The organism is Achromobacter spanius, from assembly GCF_003994415.1.
GTDB lineage: Bacteria > Pseudomonadota > Gammaproteobacteria > Burkholderiales > Burkholderiaceae_B > Achromobacter > Achromobacter spanius_C.
Map to the genome: position 1 here is coordinate 6,639,637 of NZ_CP034689.1, position 13,704 is coordinate 6,653,340.

Below are 13,704 nucleotides of genomic sequence, written 5' to 3' on the forward strand. Positions count from 1 at the left end.
GGACTGCAAACTGTGCTGTCCCCGGGCAGTTGACGCAGGTCTTACTTGACTTCGACCTTGGCGCCAGCTTCTTCCAGCTTCTTCTTGGCGGCTTCGGCGTCAGCCTTGGCCACAGCTTCCTTGACGGGCTTCGGAGCGCCGTCAACCAGGTCCTTGGCTTCCTTCAGACCCAGACCGGTCAGCTCGCGCACGGCCTTGATGACGCTGACCTTGTTCGCGCCGGCTTCCAGCAGGACGACGTTGAACTCGGTTTGCTCTTCAGCAGCGGCAGCAGCGCCACCAGCGGCGGGAGCAGCAACAGCGACAGCGGCGGCAGCAGCCGACACGCCAAACTTCTCTTCCATTTCCTTGATCAGCTCGGACAACTCGAGCACGGTCATGCCAGCGATGGCGTCAAGGATTTCAGCTTTGTTAAGTGCCATTTTTAAGAACTCCAAATATTTTGGTAATGCCAGGGTTTGGGTGTCGCTTCGTCGTTCAGCGAATTCCGGACAGCAGGGCGATTAGGCCGCTGCCTTTTGGTCGCGCACAGCCGCGAGGCCACGGGCGAACTTGGTCGGAACTTCGTTGAGCGTACGCACGAATTGCGCGATCGGGGCTTGCATGGTGCCAAGCAGTTTCGACAGCAACTCTTCGCGGGACGGCATGGTGGCCAAGGCCTTCACACCATCTTGAGTCAGCAGGCTGTTGGGCAATGCGCCCGCCTTGATGACCAGCTTGTCGTTGCTTTTCGCGAAACCAGCGATAACCTTGGCCGCCGAAACCGGATCAGTGCTGATGCCATAGATCAGCGGACCGGTCAGTTGCTCAGCCAACGGCTCGAAAGCCGTGCCGGCAACAGCACGACGGGCCAGCGAGTTCTTCAGAACTCGCAGATACACGCCCGATTCACGCGCAGTTTTGCGCAGTACGGTGACAGAGGCGACGTCCAGACCACGGTACTCAGCGATAACAATCGATTGTGCCTTGGCGACTTCTGCCGAGACTTCCTCGATTACCACCGCTTTCTCTTGACGATTGAGACTCACGGTTTGAACACTCCATCAAAAGACGCCTGGGGCCTGAGCCTTGCGCGTCAACCGAATGCGGCGCCTGGTCGAGTTCTTCGGGTAAAGAAATCTTCCTGGGGACGCCGTCTACGCTGGATCCGAACTAGATGAGCTTCGGGATTAAGCGGGGCAGCGAGGATGCTGCTTTCTGTACAGAAGGGAGAACCCTTCCACTACCCTGCTCCAGCGGTCTTTGACAGCAACATCCGGAGGAATCCGGATGCAGCCCAAAGTACGTTTACAGCTGTTGGCTTAGTTGGAAGCCGACAGCGAGGCAATTTCAACGCGAGCACCGCCGCCCATCGTGGACGAAACGGCCAGCTTGCGCAGGTAAATGCCCTTGGCAGCTGCGGGACGGGCCTTTTGCAGGGCGTCGACCAGAGCAGCCAGGTTGGTTTGCAGCTGTTCCACGCCGAACGACGCGCGGCCGATCGTTGCGTGGATGATGCCAGCCTTGTCGGTACGGTACTGAACCTGACCGGCCTTGGCGTTCTTGACAGCGGTGGCGACGTCAGGCGTCACGGTGCCGACCTTCGGGTTCGGCATCAGGCCACGGGGACCCAGGATCTGGCCCAGGGCACCCACGACACGCATCGTGTCGGGCGAAGCGATGACCACGTCAAAGTCCATTTGACCGGCTTTGATCTGGTCAGCCAGGTCGTCCAGGCCAACGATGTCGGCGCCGGCGGCCTTGGCGGCTTCAGCCTTGTCGCCTTGGGCGAACACGGCAACGCGAACCGACTTGCCGGTACCGGCGGGCAGAACGACCGAACCGCGAACCAGTTGGTCCGACTTCTTCGGGTCGATGCCGAGCTGCACGGCCACGTCAATGGATTCATTGAACTTGGCGACGGCAGTTTCCTTGACCAGGGTCAGGGCTTCAGCGACCGGGTACAGCTTGGTGCGGTCGATCTTTTGTGCAATAGCGGCGGCGCGCTTGGACAGTTTTGCCATGATTAGATCCCCTCAACCGTGATGCCCATGCTGCGGGCGCTGCCAGCGATCGTGCGCACAGCGGCGTCCAGATCAGCGGCGGTCAGATCGGGGCCCTTGGCCTTGGCGATTTCTTCAGCTTGAGCGCGGGTCAGCGTGCCGACCTTGTCGGTATGCGGCTTGGGCGAACCCTTTTGCACGCCAGCGGCCTTCTTGATGAGGACCGTCGCGGGCGGGGTCTTCATGATGAAGGTGAAGCTCTTGTCCGCGAAGGCGGTGATCACCACCGGAATCGGCAGACCAGGCTCCATGCCTTGGGTCTTGGCGTTGAACGCCTTGCAGAATTCCATGATGTTCAGGCCGCGTTGACCCAGTGCCGGGCCAATCGGGGGGGACGGGTTAGCTTTACCAGCCGGTACTTGCAGCTTGATAAAGCCGACGATCTTTTTCGCCATGCTTTGCTCCTTGCGGGTTATATCGCCGTGGCCTTATTTGCCAGGGCTCCCCGGGGGTTGAAATCAGGTCTTTTCGACCTGGCTGAAATCGAGTTCGACGGGTGTGGCACGACCAAAAATGGTGACCGACACGCGCACCTTGCTCTTTTCGTAATTGACTTCTTCGACGTTGCCGTTGAAGTCTGCAAACGGACCTTCCTTGACCCGAACCATCTCGCCCACTTCGAAAAGAATCTTGGGGCGGGGTTTCTCGACACCCTCTTCCATTTGAGAGAGGATCTTCTCGACTTCCTTTTCGGAAATCGGGGTCGGACGGTTGCCCGAGCCACCCAAAAAGCCGGTGACGCGGTTCGTGTTCTTGACCAAATGCCACGTTTCGTCGGTCAGGTCCATCTCAACCAGGACATAACCGGGGAAAATGCGACGTTCGGTGATCGACTTCTGACCACCCTTGACCTCGACGACTTCCTCGGAGGGCACAAGAATGCGGCCAAAAGACGTCTGCAAGGCCGCGCGCTCGATGCGCTCTACCAGGGCCTTGTGGACGCTCTTTTCCATGCCGGAGTACACATGGACGACATACCAACGCTTACTCATTCGCCGTCCTTATTTCCAGCCCAACAACAGGCCGTAAAGAATCCATTCGATGCCCTTGTCGAGCACCCACATGAAAATGCCCATGACAGCCACGAACGCGAAAACGATACCCGTCATCTGGGTCGTTTCCTTACGGGTGGGCCATGCGACACGCTTGACTTCGTTGTAGGACTCGCTGGCAAAGCTCAGGGTGCGGCGGCCGGGTTCGCTGAACCAGGCAATTACGGCTGCAATCACAAGGCCGCCGACAAACACGCCGACACGTGCGGGCATCGGCTGTGCGCTAAGCACGGAAAACCCGACGATGCCAGCAATAACGACGAGAACCGCCAGGCCGAGCTTGACCCGGTCGGCGGTGCTGGTTACGGTTTCTACGCTGGTATTAGACATATTGCGACGCGAGCCGCCGTGAATGCGTAACTCGCGATGATCTCCCGCGGGTTTATCCTGGCGGTGGCAGGGGCAGTAGGAATCGAACCTACAACCTTCGGTTTTGGAGACCGACGCTCTGCCAATTGAGCTATGCCCCTAAAACACTACTGGCTTGCACTACATTCACTGGCTTTCCGCCCAACGCCTACGCGCATGGTCACGGAACCGAACATCATACTACTTTTACAGCAAAGATGGATAGAGGGACTTGAGAGTCCACTCTACCCATCCGGGTATTGCTTACTTCAGGATCTTGGCGACGACGCCGGCGCCGACGGTACGACCGCCTTCACGGATGGCGAAACGCAGGCCTTCTTCCATGGCGATCGGAGCCAACAGCTTGACCGTCATGGCCACGTTGTCGCCCGGCAGAACCATTTCCTTGTCGGCCGGCAGCTCGATCGTGCCCGTCACGTCCGTCGTGCGGAAGTAGAACTGGGGACGATAGCCTTGGAAGAACGGAGTGTGACGGCCGCCTTCTTCCTTGGACAGGATGTACACCTCGGACGTGAAGTCCGTGTGCGGCGTGATCGAACCCGGCTTGGCCAACACTTGACCACGCTGGACGTCTTCACGCTTGGTGCCGCGCAGCAGAATGCCCACGTTGTCGCCAGCTTGACCTTGGTCGAGCAGCTTGCGGAACATTTCAACACCCGTGCAAGTCGTCTTGACCGTCGGCACCAGGCCCACGATTTCGATTTCTTCGCCGACCTTCACGATGCCGCGTTCGATACGGCCGGTAACCACCGTGCCACGACCCGAGATCGAGAACACGTCTTCAACCGGCATCAGGAACGTGCCGTCCACGGCGCGCTCGGGCGTCGGGATGTACGAATCCAGTGCAGCGGCCAAAGCCATGATGGCTTGCTCGCCCAGTTCGCCCTTGTCGCCTTCCAGCGCCAGCTTGGCCGAACCCTTGACGATCGGGGTGTCATCACCCGGGAAGTCGTACTTCGACAGCAGTTCGCGAACTTCCATTTCCACCAGCTCGAGCAGCTCGGCGTCGTCAACCATGTCAGCCTTGTTCAGGAAGACGATGATGTACGGCACGCCAACTTGGCGGCTCAGCAGGATGTGTTCACGCGTTTGCGGCATCGGGCCGTCAGCGGCCGACACAACCAGGATCGCGCCGTCCATTTGCGCCGCGCCCGTGATCATGTTCTTCACATAGTCAGCGTGGCCCGGGCAGTCAACGTGAGCGTAGTGACGCGCTTCCGTTTCGTACTCGACGTGAGCGGTGTTGATCGTGATGCCGCGAGCCTTTTCTTCAGGAGTCGCATCGATCTGGTCGTAGCCCTTGGCTTCGCCACCGAACTTGTTCGACAGAACGGTCGTGATAGCTGCCGTCAACGTCGTTTTGCCGTGGTCAACGTGACCAATCGTACCCACGTTCACGTGCGGCTTGGTACGTTCAAACTTGCCTTTTGCCATGGCTGACTCCTGACCTGGATTGCGCTTCAGACTGAAGAAAAGAACTTGGAAATTTGTGGTGCCCATGGCGCGGATCGAACGCGCGACCTCTCCCTTACCAAGGGAGTGCTCTACCACTGAGCCACATGGGCATTTAAAAATCTTGGAGCGGGTGAAGGGAATCGAACCCTCGTCGTAAGCTTGGAAGGCTTCTGCTCTACCATTGAGCTACACCCGCGGCATACCCATTCACCATCTCATTTCCCAAACCCTCAAAATCAAGGCCTGGGGAACTTTACAACCTTCTTTGCGAAGGCCGCCCAGTTCCCTAGGCCTAATTTTAAAATCCAGGCAGACATCGCCTGGATTTAGAGTTGGGTCTCTGGTGGAGGAGATTGGATTCGAACCAATGTAGGCGCAAGGCCAACAGATTTACAGTCTGCCCCCTTTAACCACTCGGGCACCCCTCCAGCGGAGAACTTGAGATTATGAACACTTTCGAATCCGGTGTCAAACCTTCCAGATGAAAATATTCAAAAACTTTTGTTCAACCACTCGCGTTTCCGCGCAGAGGGGGCGAAGTTTACAGGTTTCCGCGAATTGCTGCTTGCAAAAGTTGTGAATACTCATCGGCGGTGAAAACAATGGGGTTTGTTCCACCAGACGGATCCTCACTGGCCATGCGCCCTACCCGCTCGGCTTGCGCCTCGTCGATGCCGATCTCGGCCAGCGTATGGGGAATGCCCACCGCCTCGCGCAAGCGCAGCACCCAATCCAGCACCGCGCCGGGCCCAGTGGCCGGAAGGTCGAGGTAACGCGCCAGCGCTTCCAACCTGGGCGCGACCGCGTGCTGGTTCGCCTTGAGCACATAAGGCATCAAGATGGCATTGAGCATGCCGTGATGCGCGTCGTACAGCGCGCCCAAGGGATGCGCCAAGGCATGCATGGCGCCCAGGCCGCGCTGGAAGGCAGTGGCGCCCATGGTGGACGCCACAAGCATTTGCTGACGCGCCTGCACATTCGAGCCGTCCGCCACCACTTGCGGCAGGTATTCCTTGATCATCCGCATGCCTTCGATGGCGATGCCCGCGGCCATCGGATGAAAAAACGGAGAGCAATACGCCTCAAGGTTGTGCGATAGCGCGTCCATGCCGGTCGCGGCGGTGATCCTGGGCGGCAGGCCCAGTGTCAGCTCGGCATCCAGAATGACGATGGCCGGCAGCATCCGCGCGTGGAAGATGATGCGTTTGACCTCTGCGGCTTCATCCGTGATGACCGAAGCCCGCCCCACTTCCGACCCGGTGCCTGCCGTGGTCGGCACGGCCACCACCGGTGCCATGCCGGCGACGTTCACACGCAGGTAGTTGTCGCCGATATCCTCGAAGTCCCATAAGGGACGATCTTGCCCCACCATCAACGCAATCGCCTTGGCAGCGTCCAACGCGGAGCCGCCGCCGAAGGCAATGACGCCGTCGTGCCCGCCCTGCTGGTAGGCCGCCACACCATCTTCCACATTCCGGCCGGTGGGATTTCCCTTGATCTCATGAAAAACCGCACACGCCAAGCCCAATTGATTGCACGCCAGCGCGGCGTTTGCCACCATCGGCAAGGGGGCCAGGCCCGGATCGGTGACGAGCAGCGGGCGCGTCATGCCAAGTTCGCGGCACCATTCGGGCAGTTCTTTCACGCGGCCCGGGCCGGCCTTGATGGCAGTCGGGTAGTTCCAGTTAACGCTGGGCACGGTCATGATTCGGTTCCTGAAGACGCCTTGGATCAGACGCTGCGCAGATGGAAGGATTTGGCCTGGGTAAGCTGTTCGTAGCCAATGACGGACAGGGACACGCCGCGGCCCGTGTTCTTGACGCCCGTCCAGGCCAGGGCCGGATCCAGGTAGTCGCAGCGATTCATGAAGAACGTGCCGGTGCGCACTTGCGCACCAAGTGTCAGCGCGGCCGCTTCATCTTGCGTGTATACCGCCGCCGTCAGGCCGTAGGGGCTGTCATTCATCAATGCGACGGCTTCGTCATCGCCCGCGACCGGCATGATGCCGACAACAGGTCCGAAGCATTCGTCGTTCATGATACGCATGCGATGGTTTACTCGCGTAAGGATCGCTGGGGCGACATAACACGAGCCTTCACTCGCATTATTGAAATGCGATTGATCCATCATATTTTTGGCGCCAGCCGAAATGGCGTCGCCAACAACATCACGAATTTCCGCCGCGGCGCGGGCACGAACCACCGGCCCCAACGTCGTGGTCTCATGCAAGGGGTTACCCAGTACATAAGCCTTGGTCAGCGCGACCGTTCGTTCAAGGAAGTCATCGTATCGCGACTGCGCCACGTAGATGCGTTGAATACCACAGCAGGACTGACCAGAATTGAAGAACGCGCCGTCGACCAGGGATTCAACTGCGTGGTCCATGTTGGCGTCGTCGCGCACATAGGCGGGATCGTTACCTCCCAGTTCCAAACCCACGCCGATGAACCGGCCCGCCGCGCTTTCCTCCACGATGCGGCCCCCGCGTACCGAACCCGTGAACGATACGTAGCCAATCTCCGGCGCGCGGATCAGCCTTTGCACCGTGTCATGGTTTGCATGCAGGTGCTGGAACACGCCCTGAGGAACGCCGGCGTCGCGAAATGCCCGTTCAAGCAGTTCCGCACACAAGGGGGTTTGATCAGAGTGCTTCAGAATCACGGTGTTGCCGGCCATCAAGGCCGGCACGATGCTGTTCACAGCGGTCAGCAGCGGGTAATTCCAGGGCGCGATGGTCAACGCAACGCCAATTGGCTCGCGACGAATGAAGCGCGTGAAGCCAGTCTGCTCGGGCACCTGTATGGGCGCCAGCGCTTCATCGGCAATCGAGATCATGTGGCGTGCGCGAGCCTCGAAGCCGTCCACTTCACCCGGCGTGTAGCGCAACGGCCGGCCCATCTGAATCGTGATCGCACGAGCGATTTCGTTGCGGGCCGCGACCACCTTGTCGACGGCCGCCGATACGATGCGCCCCCGCTGTGCAATACCCAACGCCTGCCAGGCCGGTTGCGCGGAATGTGCCTGAGCCAGCGTGCGCGAGATCTGCGCTTCGCTGGCGTAGGCACGCCGGACGACCTCGCGTCCGTCGATGGGACTGATGGTGATGAGTTCCTCGGTCATGGTGGCCCTATGCAAACAGTTGGACTCGAATCAGATGATCTCGAAATAGCGAGCAAGCTCCCAGTCGGTGACATGGCGCCGGAACTGCCGCTCTTCCCATTCCCGGGTTGCGGCGTAGTGTTCTACGAAGGCGTCGCCGAACAGGTGACGCGCGGCCTCGGACTCGCGCAAGCGTTGTGCCGCCTCCCACAGCGTGGTGGGCAAATGCATGTGGGCGGGGAACTGCTGGGTGTAGGCGTTGCCCTGCACCATCGGTTCTGGCACCAGACCCAGCTGAATGCCGTACAGGCCGGACGCCAAGGCGGCGGAGAGCGCCAGATACGGATTGGCATCCGCCGATCCGATGCGCACCTCAACACGCTGCGACTTGTCGCTGCCGGGGATGAGGCGTAACGCGGTGGTGCGGTTCTCCATGCCCCAGGTGGCGTCCAGCGGCGCCCAATACCCCGGCACCAGCCGCGAATAGCTGTTGATGGTCTGGGCGTACAGCGCCATGAACTCCGGCAGATAGCGTTGCACGCCCGCCATGAACGAGACCTGCACCGCGCTCATGCCGTGCGGCTGCGATTCATCATAGAAGGCCGAGCGGCCACTTTTCGCGTCACGCAAGGACAGATGAATGTGGCCGCTTTGACCGGGATGGTCGTGCGACCACTTGGCCATGAACGTCGCCATCAAGCCGTTCTGCTGCGCCAACGCCTTGGTGAATGTCTTGAACAGGAACGCTTTGTCGCCAGCGGCCGCGGCCTTGTCCACGGCGATGGCCGCTTCCAGCACCCCCGGCCCGGTTTCCGTGTGCAGGCCTTCGATGGGCATGTCCATGCGTTCGCACATGTCCAGCAGCTTACGGTAGAAGTCGCCTTCGACCGTGCTGCGCAACATGGAATAGCCGAAGTTGCCCGGCGTCCAGTTCTCCATATTGCGATAGTGCTTTGCGCGCACGGAGTGGGGCGTTTCACGGAACATGAAGAATTCATATTCCAGCGCGGCGTAGACGTCGTAGCCCATGCCCTCCGCGCGATCCAGCGTACGTTGCAGCAAGCGGCGCGGGCAGATGGCGGCCGCATCGCCTTCGAACTCGGCCAGGAACAGCAGCATGTCTTCGCCCCCAGGCCCCTGCTCCAGTGGCAGGCGACGACCGGTGTGGGGCAGGATGCGCAGCTTGGCATCGGGATAGGCCGTGTGCCAGCCGGTGTACTTGGTGTTGTCGTAGAGTTGGTCGTCCAGGTCCCAACCGAACACCACGTCGCAAAACGCCAAGCCCGAGCGCAGCGCCCCCAGGAATTTGTCGCGCCGCAGGTACTTGCCCAGCATGACGCCGTCGACGTCAGACAAGCCCACCTTGATATGCGAAAGCGAACTGGATTGCACCAGACGTTCCGCGTCTTCCACCGTTGCTACCCCTAGTGAATGCATGCTCGTTCACCTTGTGGCTGAAGCCTTGCGTTGGACTGCGGGCAAGCGCCACGGCGCCCTTGCCGGACAAGGGAATATCGCGTGGCGTGCTCTCAGGGTTTCTCCGAGTCTAGACACCTTGCCGCGAATTTGCAGCCTTGAGCATGCAGTAGTTTCCCTAGGTAGCTGGCAAGCAATTCCAGGGCGCATGGCGAACACGCAAGCGAAACAGGCGGCACATGGCCGCCTGTTGCTGACGTCTCACGCAGGCCTTAATCCAGCGATACGCCCGCCGTCTTCACCATGTCGGCCCAGTAGACCGTGTCTTCCTGCAGGCGTGTCTTGAACGCATCAGGCTGGCTGCCCACCGGCCAACTGCCGCCACTGTTGATCTTTGCAATCACCTTGGGCGACTTCATTGCCTGGCTGACTGCTTGCGCCAGATAGGCAACGCGCTCGGGCGGAGTACCCGCCGGGGCGAACAGGCCGTACCAGTCATCAGCCGTGATGCCGTCCAGGCCGCTTTGCTTCAGCGTGGGCGCGCCCTTGAAGATACCGACGCTGTTCTCATGGCTCAACGCCAGGATGCGCAGTTTGCCGGCGGCCACCATGGGTTCAGCCGACGCTGGCGACGTGATCAGCATGTCGACCGTGCCGCCCATCAGGTCGGTGATGGCCGGCGCCGCGCCGCGATACGGCACGTGCACCAGGGTCACGCCCGCCTTCTTGGACACCAGCGCGCCCATCAGGTGGCTCATGGTGCCGTTGCCCGGCGTGGCGTAGGTGATGATGCCCGGTTGTTTGCGCGCGGCCTCCAGGTAGTCGGCCATGGTCTTGTACGGGCTCTCGGTGCGCGCCACCAGCACCAGCGGCGCGGACGTGATCTGCGAGATCGGCATGAAGTCTTTGACGGGATCAAAGCCCACGTTCTTGTAAAGACGCGGATTGACTGCCATGACGCTGGTTTGCGACATCACCAGTGTGTAGCCGTCAGGCTTGGCGCGCGAGACCTGCGCCGTGCCCACATTGCCGCCCGCGCCAGAACGGTTTTCCACGACGACGCTTTGGCCTGTGATGGCACCCAACTCTTGCGCGATCAGACGCGACACATTGTCGTTGCCGCCCCCAGGCGGAAACGGCGAAACGACAGTAATGGCCTGCTTCGGATAGTCGGCCGGCGCCTGCAGGGTTTGCGCTTGAGCTTGTGCCTGGGCGCTTGCGCCCCCGACCAATGCCGCGACGGTGAATGCGACGGCGCCGCAGGTGTGCAATGCGTGGTGCTTCATGTGGATTTTCCCCTTGTCGTAAAGGCCGGATACGCGGCCATGCTTTGCATTCCGGTTCGCCATGAACCGTCCGCACCCCGTCGGCACCTGCCGCCGGGGCGTATTAATCGGGTTGATGCATGTGGTGTGCCGCCTGGGCCTCTGCGGGCCATTGCGGCGTGCGCGCTATCCAGCGCGCGGTAGCGGGTCCGCGCTAACTTGCTGGAAAGCGGTACGTGGCCAATTCGCGCTCATCAATCTGCTTGACCAGGTTGGTCTCCCACGCCAGATACTGACGCGCCGCGGCCTTGTTGCCATCGTGACGGTCATGGACGAAAAACAGATAGTCGATGCACGTTTCGTCCGAGGGCACGGCGGGCGTGACTTCAAGCGCGATGCCCGCCGCCGACCAACTGGCTGGCGTGCCGGTGTTCACCTTGATGTCGCGCATACCCAAGGCACGCAAGTCCTCGGCTGCCCACGCGGCCAGGTCGGCGTCGTCGGCCAGCAGGACGACGGGACGCGCCGGGTCCAGGTTCAAGCGGTCCAGACGCGGGCGGATGGACCACTGTGCGCCGGAGATATGTCCGGCGCGATATCGCATGCCTGGGCGGATATCGACAGCCTGCACGCCCTGCGGCAAGACTGCCGCCAGCGCCGCGTCGGTCAAAACGGAAAGGTGCGGGGTCCGCGGCATCGGTGCCTCATGCACCAAGGCGGCGTGCACGCCCTCTTCCAGCACGCAAGCGTCCCAGCCCATCTGCCGCAACCAGCTCGCCACGACCGGCGCGCGCACGCCCTCGGCGTCGAACACCACGATCCGCGCGCCGCGCACAGCCAGGTACTGGTCCGTGGCCTGCACCAGTTGGCCGCCCGGCGTGTGCTGCGCTCCCGGCAAGGACCCTTGCGAAAACTCTTCAGCGCTGCGCACGTCGCACAGGAACGTCGTGCGCTTGGGGTCGAGCAGCCACGCCTGCACCGTGCGGGCATCCACCACCGGCACGCCATGACGCTGGGCCAGTTGCGCCGATCGCGCAGCCAGCGCGGGCAGCGCTTCCGGCGACACGCCATCGTCATAGCGGCGGCGCGCACCGTGTTCAAGTTGCAGGTCTTCCAGATACCAGCCCTGCGTGCCGTTCTCAAGCGCGTAGACAGGGTTGGGCACCCCCAGGTTGATCAGCGTCTGGGCGCCAATGATGCTGCGTGTGCGGCCGGCGCAGTTGATGACGATCGTTGTGTTCGGATCCTTTACCAGCGTGTGGGCGCGCAGCGCCAACTCGCCATTCGGGCAGCATATGCCACCGGGGATGCTCATTTTTTGGTATTCGGCGTAAGGCCTGCCGTCCAGCACAATCAAATCGTCGCCACGCCTCTGGCGCTCGGCCAGTTCACGGGCGCCGATGCGGGGGGTGTGGAAAACTTCTTCGGCCAATTCGCCAAAGGTTTTGCTGGGGACATTCACGCCAGCGAAAGCGGCGTAGCCGTCGCGCTGCCATTGGGCAATGCCGCCGGCCAGGCGATGCACGTTGCCGTAACCCAGTCGCGCCAATGCGCGGGCGGCGCGTTCTGCCGTGCTGTCGTCGCCGCCGTTGTCGTACACAACCACGCGCACGTCGTGGCGGGGGGCCAGGCGCAGGATGTCCACCTCCAGCCGGCTGTACGGAACGGGCACCGCGTAGAACAGATGGGATTCACCGTACTGCCCGTGTTCGCGCACATCCAGCAAGGCGATCTCGCTGCCATCGTGCAGCCACTGTTTGAGCGTGTGGGAATCAACGGTTGCGATGGAAGGGGCTGAGGTGGGATGCGTCGTCATGGAATTCAAGGAGATCCGGGGGGATAAGGTCAACGCTGACAGGGCTTGTTCCAAGTCGCTGATCAGGTCTTCGGGGTCTTCAAGGCCAATATGCAGTCGCAGCATGGCGCCGCGTGGCGTCGGGTCCGGCAGCGCGCGCGACGCAAGCTGCACCGGAATCACCAGGCTTTCAAAGCCGCCCCACGACGCGCCGATGCCAAACAGGCGCAGGTTGTCGATCAACCGCTCGGCGTCCTGGGCGTTATAGGCGCCATCCAGTTCCACCGTCAGCAGCCCATTGGCGCCGGTGCAGTCGCGCAACCACACCGCGTGCGACGGGTCACCAGGCAAGGCGGGGCACAGCACACGGGCAACTTCGCGGCGTTCCTGCAGAAATTGCGCGACCCGCATTGCGTTCTTTTCGTGCTGAGCCATGCGCAGGGGCAGCGAACGCATCCCGCGCAACACCAGGAAAGCGTCATCAGCGCCCACGGTCTGGCCAAAGTCGATGGTGGCGCGCTCAAGCGGGCGCCAGGCGCGCGCATTGACGACGACGGCGCCCATCATCACGTCGGCATGTCCACCGAGATATTTGGTGGCGGCCAGTATGGAAATATCAGCGCCCAGCGTGAGCGGTTTGTATATCAAACCCGACGCCCACGTGTTATCCACAGCCAGCCAGCAACCGTGTTTTTTCGCGGCTGTGGATAACTCGCAAAGGTCCGGCAGCTCATAGGTCAGTGAGCCCGGCGCTTCGGCGTAGATCATTCGGGTGTTGGGTTGGATCAAGGCTTCTATGCCCGCACCGTTCGGCCGGTAGAACGTATGTTCGATACCCAGGCGCGTCAGATGCTCCGCGCAGAATCGGCGCACCGGCTCATACACCGCGTCGGTAATCAGGACGTGATCGCCCGCGCGCAGATACGCCAGCAATACCGTGGCGATCGCCGCCTGGCCGGTGGGGAACAGCGCTGCGCGAAAGCCCTGCTCCAGCTCCACCAGGGCGTCTTCCAGCGCGTGCGTGCTGTCGGTGCCGCGCGCGCCATAAGACGGCAGGCGCTCTTGTTCGCGGCGCTCGCGCGTGTCACGCCAGGCAGCGACGCTATCGAAAACATAGGTGCTGGCGCGCGTAACCGGGGTATTCACCCACCCTCGATGGGGACGCCCCGCACGCAGCAATCGCGTTGCGGGCTGGTAGGGCTTGTTCATGA

General features: G+C 61.4%; 12 protein-coding genes, 4 tRNA genes and 1 pseudogene. All 17 read right to left on the reverse strand.

What is annotated here, in order from left to right; genetic code table 11:
* Positions 1 to 41: 41 nt before the first annotated feature.
* The gene (gene rplL / locus ELS24_RS30520; protein WP_006216571.1) at positions 42 to 422 is read right to left on the reverse strand and encodes a 50S ribosomal protein L7/L12; all 381 of its coding nucleotides are present in this window, start codon (positions 420 to 422) and stop codon (positions 42 to 44) included.
* Between the two features lie 81 nt (positions 423 to 503).
* Positions 504 to 1,028: a 50S ribosomal protein L10 gene (gene rplJ / locus ELS24_RS30525; RefSeq protein WP_006216572.1), complete on the reverse strand. Its 525-nt coding sequence runs from the start codon at positions 1,026 to 1,028 to the stop codon at positions 504 to 506.
* A gap of 273 nt (positions 1,029 to 1,301) precedes the next feature.
* Positions 1,302 to 2,003, reverse strand: coding sequence for a 50S ribosomal protein L1 (rplA, locus tag ELS24_RS30530; RefSeq protein ID WP_006392088.1), 702 nt, complete (start codon positions 2,001 to 2,003; stop codon positions 1,302 to 1,304).
* A 2-nt stretch (positions 2,004 to 2,005) separates the two neighbouring features.
* Positions 2,006 to 2,437, reverse strand: a complete 432-nt coding sequence (gene rplK, locus ELS24_RS30535; protein ID WP_046806050.1) for a 50S ribosomal protein L11 — start codon at positions 2,435 to 2,437, stop codon at positions 2,006 to 2,008.
* A gap of 63 nt (positions 2,438 to 2,500) precedes the next feature.
* On the reverse strand, positions 2,501 to 3,034 hold the full coding sequence (nusG, locus tag ELS24_RS30540; protein WP_006216576.1) for a transcription termination/antitermination protein NusG: 534 nt from the start codon (positions 3,032 to 3,034) through the stop codon (positions 2,501 to 2,503).
* 9 nt (positions 3,035 to 3,043) lie between these two features.
* Entirely contained in the window at positions 3,044 to 3,424 is a 381-nt protein-coding gene (secE, locus tag ELS24_RS30545; RefSeq protein ID WP_006216577.1) for a preprotein translocase subunit SecE, read from the reverse strand.
* Positions 3,425 to 3,488: 64 nt separating this feature from the next.
* Positions 3,489 to 3,564 (reverse strand) — tRNA-Trp (locus tag ELS24_RS30550).
* A gap of 142 nt (positions 3,565 to 3,706) precedes the next feature.
* Positions 3,707 to 4,897, reverse strand: a complete 1,191-nt coding sequence (gene tuf, locus ELS24_RS30555) for an elongation factor Tu (protein ID WP_006221899.1) — start codon at positions 4,895 to 4,897, stop codon at positions 3,707 to 3,709.
* 56 nt (positions 4,898 to 4,953) lie between these two features.
* Positions 4,954 to 5,028: transfer RNA gene (locus tag ELS24_RS30560), tRNA-Thr, on the reverse strand.
* Between the two features lie 12 nt (positions 5,029 to 5,040).
* Positions 5,041 to 5,114: transfer RNA gene (locus tag ELS24_RS30565), tRNA-Gly, on the reverse strand.
* Between the two features lie 145 nt (positions 5,115 to 5,259).
* A tRNA-Tyr gene (locus ELS24_RS30570) sits at positions 5,260 to 5,346 on the reverse strand.
* A 113-nt stretch (positions 5,347 to 5,459) separates the two neighbouring features.
* Positions 5,460 to 6,623 (reverse strand): iron-containing alcohol dehydrogenase, encoded by a 1,164-nt coding sequence (locus ELS24_RS30575; RefSeq protein WP_127186195.1) that lies wholly within the window; start codon positions 6,621 to 6,623, stop codon positions 5,460 to 5,462.
* A gap of 26 nt (positions 6,624 to 6,649) precedes the next feature.
* Positions 6,650 to 8,038: an aldehyde dehydrogenase family protein gene (locus ELS24_RS30580; RefSeq protein ID WP_127186196.1), complete on the reverse strand. Its 1,389-nt coding sequence runs from the start codon at positions 8,036 to 8,038 to the stop codon at positions 6,650 to 6,652.
* 30 nt (positions 8,039 to 8,068) lie between these two features.
* Positions 8,069 to 9,454 (reverse strand): glutamine synthetase family protein, encoded by a 1,386-nt coding sequence (locus ELS24_RS30585; protein ID WP_127186197.1) that lies wholly within the window; start codon positions 9,452 to 9,454, stop codon positions 8,069 to 8,071.
* A gap of 251 nt (positions 9,455 to 9,705) precedes the next feature.
* Positions 9,706 to 10,719: a Bug family tripartite tricarboxylate transporter substrate binding protein gene (locus tag ELS24_RS30590; RefSeq protein ID WP_050447331.1), complete on the reverse strand. Its 1,014-nt coding sequence runs from the start codon at positions 10,717 to 10,719 to the stop codon at positions 9,706 to 9,708.
* Between the two features lie 193 nt (positions 10,720 to 10,912).
* A complete protein-coding gene (locus ELS24_RS30595) occupies positions 10,913 to 12,514 on the reverse strand; it encodes a rhodanese-like domain-containing protein (protein ID WP_127186504.1) in 1,602 nt (533 codons plus the stop codon).
* A gap of 93 nt (positions 12,515 to 12,607) precedes the next feature.
* A pseudogene (gene metC / locus ELS24_RS30600) lies at positions 12,608 to 13,702 on the reverse strand (cystathionine beta-lyase); the annotation flags it as partial.
* Positions 13,703 to 13,704: the final 2 nt, after the last annotated feature.

What these genes read in the sequence shown, in the direction of transcription:
- rplL (WP_006216571.1), bottom strand. Translation starts at nt 422, where the DNA reads ATGGCACTTAACAAAGCTGAAATCCTTGACGCCATCGCTGGCATGACC.
- rplA (WP_006392088.1), bottom strand. Translation starts at nt 2,003, where the DNA reads ATGGCAAAACTGTCCAAGCGCGCCGCCGCTATTGCACAAAAGATCGAC.
- rplK (WP_046806050.1), bottom strand. Translation starts at nt 2,437, where the DNA reads ATGGCGAAAAAGATCGTCGGCTTTATCAAGCTGCAAGTACCGGCTGGT.
- nusG (WP_006216576.1), bottom strand. Translation starts at nt 3,034, where the DNA reads ATGAGTAAGCGTTGGTATGTCGTCCATGTGTACTCCGGCATGGAAAAG.
- secE (WP_006216577.1), bottom strand. Translation starts at nt 3,424, where the DNA reads ATGTCTAATACCAGCGTAGAAACCGTAACCAGCACCGCCGACCGGGTC.
- tuf (WP_006221899.1), bottom strand. Translation starts at nt 4,897, where the DNA reads ATGGCAAAAGGCAAGTTTGAACGTACCAAGCCGCACGTGAACGTGGGT.
- ELS24_RS30575 (WP_127186195.1), bottom strand. Translation starts at nt 6,623, where the DNA reads ATGACCGTGCCCAGCGTTAACTGGAACTACCCGACTGCCATCAAGGCC.
- ELS24_RS30580 (WP_127186196.1), bottom strand. Translation starts at nt 8,038, where the DNA reads ATGACCGAGGAACTCATCACCATCAGTCCCATCGACGGACGCGAGGTC.
- ELS24_RS30585 (WP_127186197.1), bottom strand. Translation starts at nt 9,454, where the DNA reads ATGCATTCACTAGGGGTAGCAACGGTGGAAGACGCGGAACGTCTGGTG.
- ELS24_RS30590 (WP_050447331.1), bottom strand. Translation starts at nt 10,719, where the DNA reads ATGAAGCACCACGCATTGCACACCTGCGGCGCCGTCGCATTCACCGTC.
- ELS24_RS30595 (WP_127186504.1), bottom strand. Translation starts at nt 12,514, where the DNA reads ATGACGACGCATCCCACCTCAGCCCCTTCCATCGCAACCGTTGATTCC.